This window comes from Sphingobium algorifonticola (assembly GCF_004005485.1).
Classification (GTDB): Bacteria; Pseudomonadota; Alphaproteobacteria; order Sphingomonadales; family Sphingomonadaceae; genus Sphingobium; species Sphingobium algorifonticola.
Window position 1 is genome coordinate 37,005 of the sequence record NZ_RZUL01000003.1, and the last position, 19,196, is coordinate 56,200.

18 protein-coding genes and 1 tRNA gene are annotated in these 19,196 nt (G+C 61.5%); 10 read left to right on the plus strand and 9 right to left on the minus strand.

Annotation, left to right across the window (positions count from 1 at the left end):
• Positions 1–32: 32 nt before the first annotated feature.
• The 3 genes from ENE74_RS09360 to moaA all read right to left on the minus strand — a co-directional run bounded on the left by ENE74_RS09360 (position 33) and on the right by moaA (position 1,995).
• A tRNA-Asn gene (locus ENE74_RS09360) sits at positions 33–107 on the minus strand.
• Between the two features lie 93 nt (positions 108–200).
• Positions 201–977, minus strand: coding sequence for an NAD kinase (locus ENE74_RS09365; protein WP_127690688.1), 777 nt, complete (start codon positions 975–977; stop codon positions 201–203).
• 4 nt (positions 978–981) lie between these two features.
• A complete protein-coding gene (gene moaA / locus ENE74_RS09370; protein WP_127690689.1) occupies positions 982–1,995 on the minus strand; it encodes a GTP 3',8-cyclase MoaA in 1,014 nt (337 codons plus the stop codon).
• A gap of 90 nt (positions 1,996–2,085) precedes the next feature.
• Here moaA and ENE74_RS09375 point away from each other — a divergent pair, with 90 nt between their 5' ends.
• Entirely contained in the window at positions 2,086–3,870 is a 1,785-nt protein-coding gene (locus ENE74_RS09375; protein ID WP_127690690.1) for a putative bifunctional diguanylate cyclase/phosphodiesterase, read from the plus strand.
• Here the strand turns inward: ENE74_RS09375 and ENE74_RS09380 are convergent.
• Together ENE74_RS09380 and ENE74_RS09385 are read right to left on the minus strand one after the other, a co-directional pair.
• On the minus strand, positions 3,860–4,480 hold the full coding sequence (locus ENE74_RS09380) for a PNPOx family protein (protein ID WP_127690691.1): 621 nt from the start codon (positions 4,478–4,480) through the stop codon (positions 3,860–3,862). The genes ENE74_RS09375 and ENE74_RS09380 overlap by 11 nt on opposite strands.
• Positions 4,481–4,487: 7 nt before the next feature.
• The gene (locus ENE74_RS09385; RefSeq protein ID WP_127690692.1) at positions 4,488–5,126 is read right to left on the minus strand and encodes a carbonic anhydrase; all 639 of its coding nucleotides are present in this window, start codon (positions 5,124–5,126) and stop codon (positions 4,488–4,490) included.
• A 94-nt stretch (positions 5,127–5,220) separates the two neighbouring features.
• Here ENE74_RS09385 and lipA point away from each other — a divergent pair, with 94 nt between their 5' ends.
• A complete protein-coding gene (gene lipA, locus ENE74_RS09390; protein ID WP_127690693.1) occupies positions 5,221–6,162 on the plus strand; it encodes a lipoyl synthase in 942 nt (313 codons plus the stop codon).
• Positions 6,149–6,625: a type II toxin-antitoxin system RatA family toxin gene (locus tag ENE74_RS09395; RefSeq protein WP_127690694.1), complete on the plus strand. Its 477-nt coding sequence runs from the start codon at positions 6,149–6,151 to the stop codon at positions 6,623–6,625. The genes lipA and ENE74_RS09395 overlap by 14 nt, the downstream gene beginning before the upstream one ends.
• Here the strand turns inward: ENE74_RS09395 and ENE74_RS09400 are convergent.
• Positions 6,571–7,089, minus strand: a complete 519-nt coding sequence (locus ENE74_RS09400; RefSeq protein ID WP_127690695.1) for a CinA family protein — start codon at positions 7,087–7,089, stop codon at positions 6,571–6,573. The two genes, ENE74_RS09395 and ENE74_RS09400, sit on opposite strands and share 55 nt — an antisense overlap.
• A gap of 5 nt (positions 7,090–7,094) precedes the next feature.
• Positions 7,095–8,267, minus strand: coding sequence for a bifunctional 2-C-methyl-D-erythritol 4-phosphate cytidylyltransferase/2-C-methyl-D-erythritol 2,4-cyclodiphosphate synthase (locus ENE74_RS09405; RefSeq protein WP_127690696.1), 1,173 nt, complete (start codon positions 8,265–8,267; stop codon positions 7,095–7,097).
• 94 nt (positions 8,268–8,361) lie between these two features.
• Here ENE74_RS09405 and dusB point away from each other — a divergent pair, with 94 nt between their 5' ends.
• The 7 genes from dusB (at position 8,362) to hflX (ending at position 17,739) form a co-directional block, all read left to right on the plus strand.
• Complete coding sequence (gene dusB / locus ENE74_RS09410; protein ID WP_127690697.1) at positions 8,362–9,417, plus strand: tRNA dihydrouridine synthase DusB; 1,056 nt, start codon at positions 8,362–8,364, stop codon at positions 9,415–9,417.
• A 2-nt stretch (positions 9,418–9,419) separates the two neighbouring features.
• Complete coding sequence (locus ENE74_RS09415; protein WP_127690698.1) at positions 9,420–10,535, plus strand: two-component system sensor histidine kinase NtrB; 1,116 nt, start codon at positions 9,420–9,422, stop codon at positions 10,533–10,535.
• A gap of 20 nt (positions 10,536–10,555) precedes the next feature.
• Positions 10,556–12,013, plus strand: coding sequence for a nitrogen regulation protein NR(I) (gene ntrC, locus ENE74_RS09420; RefSeq protein WP_127690699.1), 1,458 nt, complete (start codon positions 10,556–10,558; stop codon positions 12,011–12,013).
• Between the two features lie 92 nt (positions 12,014–12,105).
• Positions 12,106–14,367 carry a sensor histidine kinase gene (locus ENE74_RS09425; protein ID WP_127690700.1) on the plus strand — a complete coding sequence of 754 codons (2,262 nt, stop codon included), beginning with the start codon at positions 12,106–12,108 and terminating at the stop codon, positions 14,365–14,367.
• Positions 14,357–15,730, plus strand: coding sequence for a nitrogen assimilation response regulator NtrX (ntrX, locus tag ENE74_RS09430; RefSeq protein ID WP_127690701.1), 1,374 nt, complete (start codon positions 14,357–14,359; stop codon positions 15,728–15,730). Before ENE74_RS09425 ends, ntrX begins: the two co-directional genes overlap by 11 nt.
• Positions 15,731–15,861: 131 nt before the next feature.
• Entirely contained in the window at positions 15,862–16,368 is a 507-nt protein-coding gene (gene hfq / locus ENE74_RS09435) for an RNA chaperone Hfq (RefSeq protein ID WP_277601371.1), read from the plus strand.
• Positions 16,369–16,422: 54 nt separating this feature from the next.
• Positions 16,423–17,739, plus strand: coding sequence for a GTPase HflX (hflX, locus tag ENE74_RS09440; RefSeq protein WP_127690702.1), 1,317 nt, complete (start codon positions 16,423–16,425; stop codon positions 17,737–17,739).
• On the opposite strand, the gene mazG is transcribed toward hflX, so the two are convergent.
• Together mazG and ENE74_RS09450 are read right to left on the minus strand one after the other, a co-directional pair.
• On the minus strand, positions 17,720–18,553 hold the full coding sequence (gene mazG, locus ENE74_RS09445; protein WP_127690703.1) for a nucleoside triphosphate pyrophosphohydrolase: 834 nt from the start codon (positions 18,551–18,553) through the stop codon (positions 17,720–17,722). The genes hflX and mazG overlap by 20 nt on opposite strands.
• A gap of 62 nt (positions 18,554–18,615) precedes the next feature.
• A complete protein-coding gene (locus ENE74_RS09450; RefSeq protein WP_127690704.1) occupies positions 18,616–19,191 on the minus strand; it encodes a retropepsin-like aspartic protease family protein in 576 nt (191 codons plus the stop codon).
• Positions 19,192–19,196 lie beyond the last annotated feature (5 nt).

Genomic DNA, 19,196 nt, shown 5'->3' on the forward strand with positions numbered 1-19,196 from the left:
CAACCCACCCATGTGCCTTCGATCAGAAAAAATGGCTCCCCGGGCCTGATTCGAACAGGCGACCATTCGATTAACAGTCGAACGCTCTACCGCTGAGCTACCGGGGAGTGACCCCGCTTCCGCCGGGCAGGCCGCGCCTATAGCAGCGGATTTTTGCATAAGGCAAGCCCTGTTGCCGAAAAATGACGACGGCGTGAAAATCAGGCGATGAACTGCTCCGCCGCGATGCGGTCGTCCAGCGTATGTTCCGGATCGAATAGCAGGGTCAGCGGCGTGGTGCGATCGATCTTCACCTCCACCCGCGCGACGTCGCGCACTTCGCGCTGGTCGGCAACGGCGCTGACCGGCCGCTTGACCGGGTCGAGGACGGCGAAGCTGACGGCCGTGTTTTCGGGCAGGATGGCACCGCGCCAGCGCCTGGGGCGAAAGGGGCTGATCGGCGTCAACGCCATCAGCGCCGATCCCAAGGGCAGGATAGGGCCGTGCGCCGACAGATTGTAGGCTGTCGACCCCGCGGGTGTCGCCACCAGTACGCCGTCGCACACCAGTTCAGGCAGCACGATCCGCCCGTTTACCTCCACTTCCAGCTTGGCCGTCTGGCGCGTTTCGCGCAACAGCGACACTTCGTTGATGGCGGGGATCGAAAATTGCTCGCCGTCGACCGTATCGACAATCATCCTCAAAGGATTGACCTTGAACGCTTTTGCCGCCTGAAGGCGCTGCTCCAGCCGTTCCAGCCGCCATTCGTTCATCAAAAACCCGACGGTGCCAAGGTTCATGCCGAAAACGGGCAGGATGCGCCGCGCTTCCAGCATCGCGTGCAAAGTCTGGAGCATGTAGCCGTCGCCGCCGAGCGCAATGACCATATCGGCCTGTTCGACCGGCACGAAGTCATAGCTCATGCGCAGCCGCTCTTCGGCCGTGCGCGCCGCTTCGGTTGGCGACGCCACCAGCGCCCGCTTTGTCTCGCTCGCCATCGCGTCAGCCGCCCGTCACGCTCATATGCCGCTTGGTCGCGGCCAATGCATCGCCGCCGATCCGAAAGTCATGGGCGAGCGGCTTTGTCGCGAGGGCGCGGTCCAAGAGCGCATCGACGGCTGCCACGCCGCCTTCGCGGAACGCGCTTTTCAGATCGATATGATCGTCGTGGCCCAGGCACATGTAAATACGCCCCTGACACGTCAGGCGCATCCGGTTACACCCCGCGCAGAATGTTTCGCTCAGCGGCGTGATGAGGCCAAGGCGGACCCTGAAGCCCTCCACCGCGAAATAGCGTGCAGGCCCGCTGGTGCGATCGGCGAGGGGGGTGACGGCGTGGGTTTCCCGAATCTGCTGGAGCACGTGCGAGAGCGGCAGGAAACGATCGCTCCGGTCCTCGCCGACATCGCCAAGCGGCATGGTCTCGATCAGGGTCAGATCATGGCCGTGATCGTCGCACCAGCGCAACATGGGCAGGAACGCGTCGTCGTTCAGGCCCTTCAACGCGACCATGTTGATTTTGACTGCGATTCCGGCCGTACGGGCGGCCGCGATCCCCTGAAGCACCGGCCGCACGTCGCCGACACGCGTGATGAACGAGAAGACCGCCGGGTCGAGCGTGTCGAGGCTGACATTAACGCGCTTGACGCCAGCCTGCGCCAGCATTTCGGCATGTTCGGCCAGATGCGTCCCGTTCGTGGTCAGCGTCAGTTCGTCCAGACCCTTGCCGATATGCCGCCCGATGCGCCGTACCAGATCGGCAAAATCACGCCGCAACAGAGGCTCTCCGCCACTGAGCCGGATTTTGGTCACGCCTCGCGCAATGAAGCGATCGGCGATGATCGCGATCTCCTCCAGCGTCAGGATGGCACTGCGCGGCAAGAATGTCATGCGCTCCGCCATGCAGTAACGGCACCGCAGATCGCATCGATCCGTCACGGAGATGCGCAGATAATCGATCCGTCGGCCAAAGCCGTCGGTCATTCCTTGCACATCCGTCTTTCCCGTTGCCGACATCGGCTTTAGCTAGGGCATGCCGGTGCGCGGCGCAAGCGCGGGCACGGTGGTAACAGGCTGCTAACACCTGTGCGTTAAGACGCATTGCAAATGAAAGGGCAGGGCATTTCGAACAACGCGGATGCGATCGAACGGGATCGTCGGCGAGCCGTCGGCAGTCATCGAGATCACGCGCTGTTCATCGTGTCGCGCACCGATCGCGATGCGCTATCGGACCTTGCCTCCAGCCTCGGATGGAAGGCAACGGCGGTCCGACGGACAATCGACGCGGAACGCCGCTTTCTGGCTGGCGACGCCGTGATCGCGCTGGTGGATGTGCGCCACGGGGATGAAGCCGTTCTGCCCCTGCTGGCCGATGCCGTCGAGGCGTGTGGCGGCGCGCTGATCGCGTTGATCGCTGACGACGACATGGGGCGCGTGCCTGCCCTGGTGGCGGCAGGCGTGACGCATGTCATCCAGGCACCTCTGGATGCAGATCGTTTGGCGGCGGGACTTGCCTGCGCCGGGGCGATGATTGCACGGCTAGCGGGGCAAAGCAGCCCGTTGCGCGGTGAACCGGCGTCGCGGAACGTCGCGACCCCGGAACGCCGCACATCCCAACAACGCGATTTCGTGACCGGCCTTGCCAGTCGCGCTGTCGCGATTGACTGGATCGAGCGTCAGCTTCGTTCCGGGGACGGCGCGCCGATCGTGCTGCTGCTGGCAATCGGTCCGTTCGAACGGATCAATGCGGCCTACGGCGAAATGGCAGGCGACGCTCTGCTGGGACGCGTGGCGCGCCGAATCGAGCGGCTCGCCGAGGACTATGTCGGGCCTGACGTCATGGTTGCGCGTATATCGGGTGCCGAATATTTCGTCGGTCTCACGCCCGGCGCTTTCAGCACCGAACGGGCGATGTTCCTCGCGCGGAGCCTTGTAGCGGCGGTCGGACAGCCATTCAGCGCAGGCGATCATCTTATCCGCCTGACCGGCCGGTGCGGCATCGCCGAGGCGTTGGCGACGGACGATCCGACACGGTTACTCCGACGCGCGGGCACCGCGCTGGCCGATGCGCGGGCATCGGATGGAGAAGGCATACGTATCCTTACCGCCCATGCCCGCAGCCGTGAGGCCGATCCCGATCAACTTGAAAGCGACCTGCGGCTGGCGCTTGACCGCAATGAGATCGATATCGTTTTTCAGCCGCAATATGCCTGCGCCGACGATCGCCTCATCGGCGTGGAGGCGCTGGCGCGCTGGCGTCACCCCCAATATGGCGCGCTCGGCGCGGCGACGTTGTTTTCGGCCGCCGAGCGATCCGATTTTCTCCTGCCGCTGTCGTCTCACATCCAGCAGGCGGCGCTGCGTCAGGCGGCGTCATGGCCGCAGGCGCTTCGCGATGTACGCCTGTCGCTCAACGTCACCGCCTCAGACATAGCGCAGCCCGGCTTTGCGCAAGCATTTCTGGCGATGGTCGATGCCAGCGGCTTTCCGCGTGCGCGCCTGACGGTCGAAATCACCGAAAGTGGTCTGATCGAGAACATTGGCACGGCTGCGACAATTTTGGACGATCTGCGGACGGCCGGTCTCGCCGTGGCGATCGACGATTTCGGCACGGGCTATTCCAGTCTCGCCTATCTCAAGGGCCTGCGGCTGGACTATCTGAAGATAGACAGCGGTCTGGCGCAGGATATCGCAGGGTCGGAGCGTGACCGGATCATCGTCCGTGGCGTCATCCAGATGGCGCGATCGCTGGGCATGAAAGTCATTGCCGAAGGTGTCGAGACCGAAGTGCAAAAGGCCTTGCTCACCGACGAAGGATGCGAAGTTTATCAGGGATTTCTGCGATCACGCGCCTTGACGGGTGCTGATCTGGTCGCGCTCTTCAAGGGATAAGCCATCGGCCGGACCAGCCAGCCCCATCGGTCGCAAAACGGGCGCGCCGGTGTCCGGCCGCTGCAAGGTAAAGCCAGTCGATCGAGTCGATCGACGCGACAAGCACCGCAAAATGAGCACGAGCGGGGCTGGTTTCGCTGGCGGTCGGCACCCGGGCGACTAGATGCGCGGGCAATCCCGCATCACCGACGGCTATTTCGGTGCCCGGCCCAGGTTCCGCCAGATAGCAACGACGGCTCGACAGGGTGGATGCCGCCCATGCAGCGTCAGCCAGATCATCGTTGCAGTGAACACGGGCGATGCCCGACAGCCGCAACTGCACTTTTGCGCCGGGATCGTAGCCAAGGACGCTGACCGGTTGTTCGTCGGCTGCGGATCGGACCTTGGACGACCGAGCGTCAGTATGAAATCGCAGGGTACTCGCTACCACGTCCACAGCGCGCAGTACCATGATGCGCTGGTCCGGCCGTCCGCCCTGCGCGATCGTACCGACCGACAACGTGTGCAGCGGCGACCGGCGATCCGCCTTGCCCCGGACGAGTCGTGGCCAGATATCGGCCCACACCGCGTCGAGCGAGTCCATGCAGGCAGTGTCGGGGGGATGGCTCATCCCGTGGTCACGCCGGTGCGAAGCTGTCCGTCGTTTCGTTCAACACATGCAGCACGCCATCCGATATTGCAAAGAATGCGCCGATCAGACGCAGCGCCCCGCTGCGCTCCTTCTCCTGCACGCAGGGGAACGTGCGCAGATTGGCGAGGCTGGTCCGGATGCCTTCCTGCTCCATTGCCCGCTGCGCTTCGGGCGTTTCGCTTTCGCCATGGGTCGCCACTACCTGCGCGCGTGCATCGTCGAGCAATTCGATCCAGTCGGCTATGAAGCCGCCCTGGCCAGGCGGCTGGTTCTTCAGGGCACCCGTCAGAGCTGCCTTGCACCCGCCGCAACTGCCATGACCCATGACGACGATCTCGCCGACCTTGAGCACCTGCACGGCAAACTCCAACGCCGCCGATACCCCGTGATGGCCCGGTGTTGTCTCATAGGGCGGCACCAGGGCGGCGACATTGCGTACGACAAAGATTTCGCCCGGACTGGTATCGAATATCTGCGACGGGTCGACCCGGCTGTCAGAACAGGCAATAATCATCACGCCAGGCGATTGGCCTTCGCTCAGTGCACTCCAGCGTTCGCGCTGCTGCTGCCATCCGGTTTCCCGAAAGCGACGATAGCCTGACAGCATATGCGCAAAATCGGTCATCGGTCGCCTCCTTATGGACGTGAGTATTGGAGCACAGCGATAGGCGGGCGGGAAGGCACTGGCAAGACGCGTTCGGGATCGCTATGTGAGCGGGATGAACGAAATATTGCCCGCTGGCCTGCCCTTGCCGCGTCAACGCAAGCCCGACTGGATCCGCGTAAAGGCGCCGACCAGCCCGGGCTATGTCGAAACCAAGAAGCTCATGCGCGAAAAGGGGCTTGCGACGGTCTGCGAGGAAGCGGCCTGTCCTAATATCGGCGAATGCTGGAGCAAGAAGCACGCGACCGTGATGATCTTGGGTGACGTGTGCACCCGTGCCTGCGCCTTCTGCAACGTGAAGACCGGCATGCCGCGCAAGGTCGATCCGCTGGAGCCGCTGCATCTGGCAGAGGCAGCCGCGGAAATGGGGCTGGAGCATATCGTGATTACGTCGGTCGATCGGGATGACCTGCCCGACGGCGGCGCGTCGCAGTTTGTGAAGGTCATCGAGGAATTGCGGCGCACGACGCCGAACACGACGATCGAAATACTGACCCCCGATTTCCGCAACAAGCATGAACGCGCTGTAGAAGCGATCGTCGCCGCGCGGCCGGATGTGTATAATCACAATCTGGAGACCGTGCCCCGCCTGTATCCCACGATCCGTCCTGGTGCCCGCTATTATGCGTCGCTTCGGCTGCTGGAGATGGTCAAGCGGCTCGATCCGTCGATCTTCACGAAATCGGGCATCATGCTGGGCTTGGGGGAGGAAAGGCTCGAAGTGCATCAGGTGATGGACGACATGCGGTCGGCCGACATCGATTTTCTGACGATGGGCCAATATCTGCAACCGACGCCGAAACACGCAAAGGTCATCGAGTTTGTTCCGCCAGCAGGTTTCAGTGCCTATGCGGCTATTGGTCGCGCCAAGGGCTTTCTTCAGGTGGCGTCTAGCCCTCTGACACGTTCAAGCTATCATGCGGGCGAAGATTTCGCGCAAATGCGCGCGGCGCGCGAGGCGCTGCTTGCGAAGAAGGCGACGCATGGCGCGGCATGAAGAGACGCGGCATTTGCCGTACAGTCCCGAGCAGATGTTCGATCTGGTCGCCGATGTGCAACGTTATGAAGAGTTTCTTCCCTGGGTAAGCGCCATTCGCGTGCGGTCGAACAGCGGCACGGAAATGGTCGCCGACATGGTCGTCGGCTTCAAGGGCCTGCGGGAGACGTTCACGTCGAAGGTGCTGAAGCAACGGCCCAGCGAAGTGCGTGTCGATTATCTCGACGGACCGCTGAAGCATCTCCATAATCTGTGGCATTTCCGGAGCGACGGGCAGGGGGGTGTGCTCGTTGACTTTGAAGTCGAGTTCACGTTCAAGAATCGGCTGTTCGAGGCTTTGGCGGGGCAGGTTTTTGACAGTGCGCTTCGCAAGATGATCGGAGCATTCGAGGCGCGCGCTGCTGCGCTCTATGGCGCGGATGCTTCGGGCAGCAACAGTTCGAGCGCACAAAGCGCCGCCTGAAGGCGCACACCGCCGCGTCCGTTGTTTTCGAAATGGCGTGTGTCGGCGATCGCATGATCCTCTGGCGCGCCTTTTTCGGCGCGCGCGAACACCACCGTGCCGACCGGCTTGTTTTCCGATCCCCCGCCCGGGCCCGCCACGCCGGTTATGGCGACTGCGATATCGGCTTGCGTATGCTCCAGCGCGCCGCGCGCCATCGCCCATGCGACGGCAACCGATACGGCGCCAAAGGTGTGCAGCACATCTTCCGAGACCTTGAGTAATTGCTGCTTCATCTCGTTGGAATAAGTAACAAATCCCGCCTCGAAGATATCTGACGAACCAGGGATTTCAGTCAGCGCCGCGGCCACCAGTCCACCCGTGCAGCTTTCCGCGACGGCCACGGTACGGCCTGCGCGCCTATTGGCTTCGACTACCTTGCGTGCCAGATCGACCAGTTCGGTGGGAAGGATGGTGTCGGGCATGGCGATCAGAACAGCTCCGGCAGGGATAAGGTTGCGACGGCCTGAGCAGCGATGCCTTCGCCGCGTCCGGCAAATCCAAGCCGCTCGGTCGTTGTTGCCTTCACGCTCACCTTTTCAACGGCGATGTCAAGCAATGCAGCGATGCTGGCCCGCATGGCATCACGATGCGGACCGATTTTGGGAGCTTCGCATATGATTGTGACATCGACATGATGCAGCACTCCACCCCGCGCGGCCACCAGCGCGCGGGCATGTTCGACAAAGCGCGATGACGCAGCGCCACGCCATTGGGGATCGGACGGCGGAAAATGGCTGCCGATATCGCCGTCCGCCAGCGCGCCGAGTATCGCATCGACCAGCGCATGCAGTGCAACATCCGCATCGCTATGACCCGAAAGGCCCTTGTCATGGGGAACCTGAACGCCGCACAGCCACAATGTTTCACCGGGAACAAGGCGGTGGACATCATACCCCATACCAGTCCGCGTTGCGTACCGTGCCGTCATCCGCTGCTCTGCGGCAAGAAAATCGGCCGGATGCGTCAATTTTTCCAGCATGGTGTCGCCCTCTATAATCACAACATCATGGCCCATCGCACGGAGCATTTGCGCATCGTCGGTTGGCTCCGGCTGATTGTGCCAGGCCTGATGCGCCGCAAGAATCGGCCCGACGCGAAACGCCTGCGGTGTCTGCACCCGCCATAGATCGGCTCTGTCCACGCTTTGGGAAACGGTTGCCGTGCCGCGCACGAGCGTATCGACGACGGGCAGGGCGGGGATGGCACCATCGGCATCGTCCAGCGCCGCCAGCAGGCGTGCGATGACCGCTTGCGGCAGAAAGGGGCGCGCGGCGTCGTGAACCAGAACCTGGGCAATGCCGCCCACCTGCGCGAGCGAGTCCAGACCGGCCCTGACGGACGCCCGCCTGCTGTCGCCGCCCCGAGCGAACAGGATGGTCGCCCCCCTGATATCGCCAATCACTTGCCGAGCATGATCTTCCTCGCCTTCGCCGATGACAATGACAATGGTGGTAATGGCAGCATGATCGGCAAGCGCCATCACGGCATGGGCGAGCACGGCGCGGCCGGCGACCATGCGATACTGTTTCGGCAGATCGCCACCCGCGCGCAGGCCGCGTCCGGCGGCGACGACGATGGCGGCGATGGTTGCTGCTGTCATCCTGCGCGCATAGCCGAGGTGATCCGCCTTCGCCAGTCGCTTGCCGTTTGGTGCATTTGACGCTACATCGCTGCCTCTTTTTTAGGCACTGTTCATGATCGACGACTCCGCGCCCCGCTCCACCCTTCGGCCGATTGCCATCGGCGACGTGCGCATTGCCATGCCCGTGATTCTGGCCCCCATGACGGGTGTAACCGACATGCCGTTTCGGACGTTGGTGCGCCGTTACGGCTGCGGTCTCAACGTCACGGAAATGATTGCCTCTGCCGCGATGATCCGCGAAACGCGCCAGTCAATCCAGAAGGCCGCCTGGCATCCGATCGAAGAACCTGTCTCGATGCAACTTGCGGGCTGCGCGCCGCAGGAAATGGCCGACGCCGCAAGGCTGAACGCCGATCGCGGCGCCGCGATCATCGATATCAACATGGGTTGCCCGGTCAAGAAAGTCGTCAATGGCGATGCGGGCAGCGCGTTGATGCGGGACCTGCCGCTGGCCGCCTCGCTGATCGCCGCGACCGTGAAGGCAGTCAACGTGCCGGTAACAGTCAAGATGCGGATGGGTTGGGATCATGCCAGCCTGAACGCGCCCGAACTGGCGCATATCGCCGAGGATCTGGGCGCGAAGATGATTACCGTGCATGGCCGCACCCGCAATCAGATGTACAAGGGATCGGCCGACTGGGCGTTTGTGCGGAAAGTGAAAGAGGCCGTTTCGCTGCCGGTGATCGTCAACGGCGATATTTGTTCGCTCGAGGACGCCGACGAGGCGCTGCAGGCCAGCGGTGCCGATGGCGTGATGATCGGGCGTGGTGCCTACGGCCGACCATGGCTGATCGGTCAGGTCATGCACTGGTTTGCAACCGGTGAGCGCCTTGCCGATCCGTCGCTCGCGGAACAATATGCGGTCATCGTCGATCATTATCGCGCCATGCTCGAGCATTATGGGCGCGAAACGGGCGTGAATATGGCGCGCAAGCATATCGGCTGGTACACAAAGGGCCTGCCCGGTTCGGCAGAGTTCCGCCATGCCGTCAATCAGGAACCTGATGCGGATCGCGTGCTTGCCATGCTGGAACGATTCTATGCGCCGCTCGTCGATCTGGGCGACGCTGCCCTTGATCGTGCGCCGCCGCTCGTTCGCGCCGCCTGACTATGGTCACCACGGCCGCGCCGCCCCGGCGGTCACGCAGTGACGAGCCTTCGCTGGGCGATATTGTCACGGCCTTTCCCGTGGCGACCTTGGTCGTCGGGCCGGACAACCGGATCGCCAATGCCAATGTGCGGGCCGAAACGCTCTTGAACATGGCGCGATCGGCGATCATCGGCAGCGATATCGCGCGAACCCTGCGCCTCGCGGATATCGATGGGCGATATGACGTCTGGAACTCGCAGAAGCCTCTCGCCGCCTATGACGTGCAGGTTCACGCGGGGCGTACGGCGGCAATGGAAGTCGATCTTATGATCGCGCCTATCCCTGATTTCGACGGGTGGCGCGTCATATCAATCCATTCGAAAAGCGAGGCGCAGAAGCTCGCTCACCGGCGCACCGGGGGCGGCACCCGATCGGCGATGGGCGCTGCCGCAATCCTCGCCCATGAAATCAAGAACCCGCTTTCGGGCATACGCGGTGCCGCGCAATTGCTTGATTCCGGGGACGACGACGGCGCCAGCGCTCTTACGCGCCTGATCTGCAACGAAGTCGATCGCATCGCCGCGTTGATCGATCGGATGCAGGATTTCACCACCGAACGCGCCCTGCAATGCCGACCCGAAAACATCTATCCCTTGCTCGATCGCGCTGCGGAGGTGGCGATTGCGGGCTTTGCCCGCGATATCCGCATCAGCAAGAATTATGATCCATCGCTTCCCTTTGCCCTGGTGAACGGTGATGCGCTCGTCCAGATCATGATCAACCTGCTGAAAAATGCAGCGGAGGCATTGGTGCAGGCGGAGCGGCCGGTCACTCGACCGCGTATCCGCATCGTGACGTCATTCCGTCACGGGATGTCGGTCATGCTGCCCGGCGGCAAAGGCAATGCATCGCTGCCTATCGAGATATTGGTTATCGACAACGGTCCCGGCGTACCGGACCATATCCGCGAGCATCTTTTCAATCCCTTCATCACGGGCAAGCGTTCCGGCCAGGGTTTGGGGCTGGCGCTCGTCGATAAATTGGTGCGCGATATGAACGGGTTTGTGCAATTCCAGCGCGACGCGGAAGCAGGAGAGACAGTCTTTCGCATCCTTCTGCCGATGGGCATCGCCTGATGGTCGCGATGACACGGACGATGCGGGGAAAGATCCTGGTTGTGGACGACGATCCGGCGATCTGCATCGTGGTGGGCGAGGCGTTGCGCCGCCAGGGACATAAGGTCAAGACTGCGGCGACCATAGCCGAACGGGCATCACTGCTCGATACATTCATGCCCGATGTCCTCATCACGGACGTGATGCTGCCCGATGGCAATGGCCTCGACGACGTGCCGACCATCATCGCGGGTGCGCCGGACATCAGCGTTATCATATTGTCGGCTCAGAATACCCTGAACACTGCGGTCAGCGCGACGGAAAAAGGGGCGTTCGAGTATCTGCCCAAGCCATTTGACCTCAACGAACTGACGCGCGCGGTGGCCGATGCGCTGGCCACGCGGTGCGAGAATGAGTCGCTGGGTGATGGCGATGTTGAGATTGACATGCCCGAACAGGACGGCCTGCCGCTGGTCGGCCGGTCAGCGGCGATGCAGGAAGTCTATCGCACCATCGCCCGCGTCGTATCCAATGACCTCACGATCCTGGTGCTCGGCGAATCGGGGACCGGCAAGGAGCTGGTCGCCGAAGCGATCCACAAGCTGGGACGCAGGCGGTCTCGCCCGTTCGTTGCGATCAACATGGCGGCCATCCCGCGCGAACTGATCGAGGCGGAGCTGTTCGGCTATGAAAAGGGTGCGTTTACCGGCGCCAATACCCGCACTGCCGGCAAGTTCGAACAGGCCAATGGCGGCACGCTGTTCCTCGACGAGATCGGCGACATGCCGCTGGAGGCACAGACGCGGCTGCTGCGCGTGCTCCAGTCCGGCGAAGTGACGACTGTCGGCGGCTCCGCGCAAGTGAAGGTGAATGTTCGCATCATTGCTGCGACGAATAAGGATTTGCCTTCGCTGATAGCAGAGAACAGATTTCGCGAGGATCTGTACTACAGACTCAATGTCGTACCGATCCCGCTGCCCGCATTACGGGAGCGGCGCGACGACATTCCCCTGCTGGCTAGGCATTTTCTGGATCGCGCGGCGAGCGAGGGGTTGCCGCGCAAGACTTTGGCGGATGATGCGGCCGCATTGCTGGCCAGTTGGACATGGCCGGGCAACGTCAGGGAACTGCAGAATGTCATGCAGCGGATGGCGGTGCTGACGCGCGAGAACGTCATTACCGCCGATATGTTGCGATCCAGTCTGCCGCATCTGTCGCCCGCTTCGGACGACGGCGCTGCCGGAGCGATGCGCGTAACCGACTCGCTGCGCGAGTGGATCCGCGCGCACCTCGCGGTGGGTGCGCGATTGTCGCAAACCCGGCTTCACGATGATATGCTGGCGTTGGTGGAACCTGTGTTGCTGCGTGAGACGTTGCTTGCCACCGACGGAAACCAGATCAAGGCGGCCAGTATGCTTGGCATCAATCGCAATACGCTGCGATCCAAGCTCACTCACTATGGCATCGAGCCGATTGTCCTGCGCCAGCAGGATAGCTGATCCGACCAAAGCTTCACCGCAATCGACCAATCGCAACAATTCTGTCAAAAACTGTGTTTTAGCAGGCACATTATTGTTGTATCCCTGCAACTATGTCGGACAGCGCGGAGCAGCCGCAACATCATGATTCGGGTTGGCAGCGGTTTCTCCCGGCATTGCTGAAGGGGCCGCGGCGCGCACGCATATTTGAGGCGGCCACGGTTATCCTGCTCGTCGCGATAGGCGTGCTGACTTATCTGCTGGTGTCGTCGCAGGGCGATTCCTACTCGCTGCTGACACCACCTATTGTCGCGCTGTTGCTTGTGGCCAATCTTGTGCCAGCTATTGCCTTGCTGGTTCTGCTCGGGCGGCGTCTTGCCATAGGCCGGGCTGAACGCACTGCAGCCGGCAGCGAAGGTCAATTGCACGTTCGCCTCGTCGCGATCTTTTCGATCCTGTCGAGCGTGCCGATGCTTCTCGTCGTCATATTCGCGTCGCTGCTGTTTCAATATGGCGTACAATTCTGGTTCTCCGATAGCGCGCGCGGCATGCTGGAAAACGCGAACGACTTTGCGCGTGGCTATTATGAGCAGAATCTGGCGGAAGTGCGCGACGAGACGCTGACGATGAGCAATGACCTGCGCGACTATCTCAACCAGTCGTCGGTCTCCAGCCCCGAGTTTCGGGAAGGCTATGTTTATCAGGTCGTGACGCGCAAGCTGAACCGGTCGGCGATCATCGAAATCGGCCAGGACGGGATCGAGCGCACGGTGGCCAATGTCGCGTCCGATGATCGCGTGGCGAAAAACATCCTGACGCCCAACGTGATCGCGCGGCTCGGGCGAGGCGAGGATGTGGTCGTCAAAGCCAGCCCGAACCAGATCGAGGCAGTGACGCTGCTGTATCCGCGCGAGCGTATCTATCTCTACGCAACGCGCGATGCCGACGCCCCGGCTTTCAGCCAAGTCACCCGGGCCCAAGCCGTTCTGTCGGACTATGACGATTTCGCCGCCCGCTCGCGCAGCTTGCAGCTTCGGTTCAACATCTTTCTCTATGTGGGTTCCTTGCTGCTCGTCGGGATCGCCGTCTGGATCGCGCTGACGGTTGCCGACAGGCTGGTTCGCCCCGTCAACGAACTTGTCGATGCGGCGCGCAGGATTACCGCAGGCGATCTGTCGACTCGCGTTTCAGGGCCGCATGCCCGCGATGAAATCGGCACACTCGCCAGCGCGTTCAACCGGATGACGCAGCGTCTTGAGGCGCAAACGGGTGCGCTCGTTGCAGCAAACGGGCAACTCGACAACCGCCGTGCGTTTATCGAGGCGATCCTTTCGGGCGTGACCGCCGGTGTGCTTTCGGTCGATCAGCAGCAGAAAGTCCGTTTGCTCAACAGTTCAGCCGCGCGGATATTGGCGGAGGATGGCGATGATCCAGTGGACAGGCCGCTCGCGCAACTATCGCCGGAACTGGCTGCCCTGCTCGACGAAGAGCAGGACGCCGGGATCGTTCAGATACGGGCGAGGGGGGAAGTGCGAACCCTCGCGGTCAAGCTCTCGCGCGACGCTTCGGGTCACGTTTTGACGTTCGACGACATCACCCAGCAGCTTTCCGATCAGCGCCGTGCCGCCTGGTCCGACGTCGCACGGCGAATAGCCCATGAAATCAAGAATCCGCTGACACCGATCCAGCTCGCCGCCGAACGCCTTCAGCGTCGTTATGGTGAGGAGATCAGTAGTGACAAAGCGACGTTCGCCCGGCTGACCGGCACGATTGTGCGGCAGGTCGGCGATCTGCGTCGGATCGTCGATGAGTTCTCCTCTTTCGCGCGTATGCCCAAGCCGGTCTTCCGCCGGGAGGCGATCGTCGATATCGCTCGCCACGCTTTGTTCCTGCACGAAGTGGCGCATCCTGACATCAGCTTTGCGTTCGACGCAAAGGCCGGACCGGTCGATATCGTGTGTGACCGGCGGCAAATCGGTCAGGCATTGACGAACATCGTGAAAAACGCCGTGGAAGCGATAGAGCCGAAGCCCTCGCGGGACGATAGCGCGCCGCGGGGCCACATCCGCATGATCCTCGACCGGGCCGACCCGCATCTGTTGTGCATCACAGTCACCGATGATGGCGTCGGCCTGCCGCCCGAGCGGGAAAGGATGCTGGAACCCTATATGACCACGCGGGCCAAGGGCACCGGCCTTGGCCTCGCGATCGTCAAGAAGATTGTCGAGGAACATTGCGGGAAGATAGTTTTTCGCGATGCCAACGGCGGTGGAGCCTGCGTGACGATCACGTTCGACATGCAGGCATTGGAACGACTGGAGGCGGCCCCAGACCTAGCCGCCGCGAAGGGAATAGTGACGGCACATGGCGCTTGATATTCTGATCGTCGATGATGAAGAGGACATTCGTGATCTCGTCGCGGGTGTGCTGGAGGATGAAGGGTACGAAGCGCGCACCGCCGCCAGCAGCGAAGCGGCGATCGACGCGCTCGACGCCCGGCGACCTTCGCTCGTGCTTCTTGATGTGTGGCTTCAGGGATCGAAGCTGGACGGGCTGGAATTGCTCGAAGAAATCAAGCGGCGGGATCCCTCGATCCCGGTGTTGATGATTTCCGGGCATGGCAATATCGACACGGCCGTCGCGGCGATCCGCAAAGGTGCGGTCGATTTCATCGAGAAGCCGTTCGAGGCGGATCGGCTGATCCACCTCGTGTCCCGCGCGACGGAGACGGAGCGGCTGCGCCGGGAAAATCAGTCACTGCGCGCGCGCGTTGGACAGGACGACGAACTGACTGGCAACAGCAGCGCCATCAACGCCGTTCGCGCCACCATCAAAAAAGTCGCCGGAACGGGCAGCCGCGTCCTGATTTCCGCCCCCGCAGGTGGGGGGAAGGAAGTGGCCGCTCGGATGCTCCACGCCTGGAGCGGCCGGGCCGGTGCGCCTTTCGTCGTGGTGTCCGCCGCCCGCATGGAGCCGGAGCGGGTCGAGGAGGAGTTGTTTGGCATAGAGGATAGCGAAGGCTTGGTTCGCCCCGGCTTTCTGGAGCAGGCCCATGGCGGGACGCTGTATCTGGATGAAATCGCCGATATGCCCACGACAACGCAAGGCAAAATCCTGCGGGTTCTGACTGAACAGAGTTTCACCCGGGTAGGGGGGCAACGGCAGGTCAAGGTCGACGTTCGCGTGATATCATCGACTGCGCGCGATCTGGCCCGTGAAATAGAGGAAAAGCGGTTCCGCGAAGACCTTTACTATCGCTTGAACGTCGTGCCGCTGGTGATTCCCCCGCTCAGCGAGCGTCGCGAGGATATTCCGCCGCTGGTCGATCATTTCCTTGCGCGTTTTGCGGCCGAGCGACGCGTGCCGTCTCCCGATGTCGCAACAGACGCCATGGCGGCGTTGCAGGCTTGCGAGTGGCCAGGAAATGTCAGGCAGTTGCGCAATGTCATCGAACGCACGATGATTCTCGCGCCAGGCGACCGGATCGCCCGCATTGAACTCGACATGCTCCCGGCGGAAACAACCGGTGGCGGCGGTGGCGAGGGCATCGGTACGAGTGCTATCATGGGTTCACCACTGCGCGAGGCTCGGGAGAGTTTCGAGCGGGAATATCTGCGCGTACAGATTCGCCGTTTTTCAGGAAATATATCGCGGACGGCGACATTCATTGGCATGGAACGATCAGCATTGCACCGCAAACTGAAGCTGCTCGGTATCACCGATGGCAAGGATCAGTGAGGCTCAATCCTGTTGCATGAGATGGGCTTGGACTTATCTCGCACTTGCGTTAAAAGACAGTCGTCTTCCGGTTGGCGGAGGCAGCACGATGTCCTTGCAAAGGGCACAGGCGCGGGCAACGTCCCGCCAAGATAGAAAGGCTTTCAACGATGGCCGACAAAATCAACAATCTTCAGGATATTTTCCTTAACAGCCTGCGCAAATCTAAAACGCCTGTGACGATGTTTCTCGTCAAGGGGGTGAAGCTGCAAGGCATCATTACCTGGTTCGATAACTTCTCCGTCCTGCTGCGTCGCGACGGGCAGTCGCAGCTTGTGTACAAGCATGCGATTTCGACTGTGATGCCAGCGCAGCCTATGGACCTTTCAGAAGTCCGCAAGGCATTCGAGGCCAATGACAAAAAGGCGCGGCTGCTTCAGGAAATCTTTCTGAATGCGGTGCGAAAATCGGGACATCCGGTAACGATGTTTCTTGTCAATGGTGTCATGCTTCAGGGCGAAATCGCCGCGTTCGATCTGTTCTGCATGATGCTGGAACGCGACGGGATGGCCCAGCTGGTATACAAACATGCGATTTCGACCGTCCAGCCCTCGCATCCGCTGGACCTGTCGGCCGAAGGCGAAGCCGATCAGGACTGATCCTGCACGCGTGCACACTTGCAACATTGCAGCATTGATGCGCGTTGAATGCCCATGAGTGTTTTTGATCGTGATTCCAAGGATGACGTATCGCGCGGCGCGCGCGCTGTCGTTGTCCATGCAGAGCTTGCCGGCGGTGACCGGCGCGATCCCGACGCGCGGCTTGAAGAGGCGCGGGGCCTTGCCCGTGCCATCGGCATCGATGTGCGCGGTTCTCAGGCGTTTCGTGTTCGCGATCGCAAGCCGTCCACCTTGTTCGGCAGCGGACAGGTTGAGGCGATTGCCGCGCTCGCCATGGATCATGACGCCGAACTGGTCATTGTTGATAACGCTCTTTCCCCTGTCCAGCAAAGCAATCTTGAGAAAGTGACCAAGGCGAAGGTCATCGATCGCACAGGCCTTATCCTGGAAATCTTCGGAGAGCGGGCCGCGACGAACGAAGGCCGCCTGCAAGTCGAGCTGGCGCATCTCGATTATCAGGCAGGGCGGCTGGTGCGAAGCTGGACCCATCTGGAGCGGCAACGGGGCGGTTTCGGCTTTCTTGGCGGTCCGGGCGAAACGCAGATCGAGGCGGACCGGCGCATGATCCGCGATCGTATGGCGAAGATACGGCGGGAACTGGAGCAGGTAACTCGTACGCGCGGCCTGCATCGGGCCCGCCGCCAGAAAGCGCCCTGGCCGGTGATCGCCCTCGTGGGCTATACCAATGCCGGGAAATCGACATTGTTCAACAGAATGACCGGCGCCGATGTGATGGCGGAAAATCTGCTGTTCGCGACGCTGGATCCGACGATGCGGCAGATTGCGTTGCCCGGGCTCGACAAGGCAATATTGTCCGACACGGTCGGCTTCGTGTCCGACTTGCCGACGCAGCTTATCGCGGCGTTTCGCGCGACGCTGGAGGAGGTGCTGTCCGCTGACCTGATTGTCCATGTTCGCGACATCGCCCATCCCGACAGCGATGCGCAGCGTGACGATGTGCTCCAAGTACTTGAGGAACTCGGAATTTACGGGGAGGGGGCAGATCCGGCGACAGTCCCGCCGATGATCGAGGCCTGGAACAAGATGGACATGTTGGACTCCGAAGACGCCGCGCATGTTCGTGAAGTGGCGCAGCGGCAGGAGGCGGTTATCCCGCTGTCCGCGATCACCGGAGAGGGGCTGGACAGGCTGCAACGGGCCATAAGCGAAACATTGACTGCGGGTGCGGAAGTGCATGCGATAACGCTGGACCCGGCCGATGGGGCTGCCGCGGCGTGGTTGCATGAACATGGCGAAGTGTTGGACAGCATAGTGTCGGATCAGACACTTGCACTCAACGTACGTCTATCCCATTCCGCTTATGCGCGTTTCAGGGCGCGGAAGGCTTAATCTCGTCGCTTTTCGCGGCCTGCCACAACGCTTCCTTGTCCATGAGAGGGAGCGACGGAAAAGCATCGCCCACCATGTTTTCCATCGCGCGAAACCGTCTATCAAACTTGCTGTTGGCGCCGCGCAGCGCTGATTCTGGGTCGACATTCAGATGCCGTGCCAGATTGACTACGGCAAATAACAAATCGCCAACTTCCTCTTCTTTCTGATCCTGCGAACTGGCATTCACAACCTCTTCAATTTCTTCGAATATTTTCGCGATGACACCTTGCGTGTCGGGCCAGTCAAAGCCTGTCCGCGCGGCACGTTTTTGCAATTTTTCCGCCCGTAACAGTGCAGGTAACGCCAGTGCCACGCCCGCCAGCGCGCTGCTGTCCATACCGCGACCCGCTCGTTCCGACGCCTTGATGGCTTCCCAATTTCGTTCAACTGTTTGCGCGCCATCAGCTGACGTTTCGGCAAAGACATGGGGGTGGCGCCGGATCATCTTCGTGCAAATGCTGTCGACGACCGATTGCAGTGTGAAATGCCCAGCTTCATCCGCCATCCTTGCATGGAACACCACCTGAAGCAGCAGGTCGCCCAGTTCGTCGCAGAGCGATACCATGTCGTTGCGGCCGATCGCATCGATTACCTCATAGGCTTCTTCGATGGCGTAGGGTGCGATCGTTGCAAAAGTCTGTTCGAGATCCCAAGGGCAACCGCCGTTCGGATCCCGCAACCGCGTCATGATCGCCACCAACGGACCGATGTCGGCGGATGGGGCATCGGGAAGCGCCGGAGCAGGGCGATCGGGGATCTCATCGGCAGACATAGATATCCTATAGTTCGATAATATATATTATGTTAAATTTAATTGTGAACTGGCGCCGATGATCATGGTTCCAACACCATCTCGCCGTTGCGGACCTGCCAGCTTTGCAATCGCGAAAGCATATTCATGCCGATCACGTTGATCTTTCCGAATTGCGGCGCAACGACCACGGGTACGTCATGCATCCGTATGGAGCCGACGACGAGTTCGGTCACGCGCGCGCGCTGTGCCTCGACTGGACCGTTGGCCGTCTGCATCACCACAGGCATGCGTTGCCTGTCCGGCACGATTCCGGCAGCGCGCGCGGTTTCTGTAGAGAGCGCCGTTACTGTTGCGCCGCTGTCGATCAGAAAACGTGCACTGGTGCCGTTGATCGTACCTTCAACCCAGTAATGGCCGTCGGACGCAACCGCGACCCGCATGCTGCTGCCGTCTGTCGTCTGTCGTGGACGCCCCAGCACGTCGCCGGACACCCGACGAAACACCCCGGCCAGTTCTTCGCGATAGCTTATCGCGACCAGAACGACCGCGAAAATGGCGATCCACGCCAATATCATGCCGAAGGCGCTGCGCCACGGCACCCGACGGGTCAGAAAAGCCGATCCCACAAGCAACAATATCAGAGCATACCAGATCATGCTCG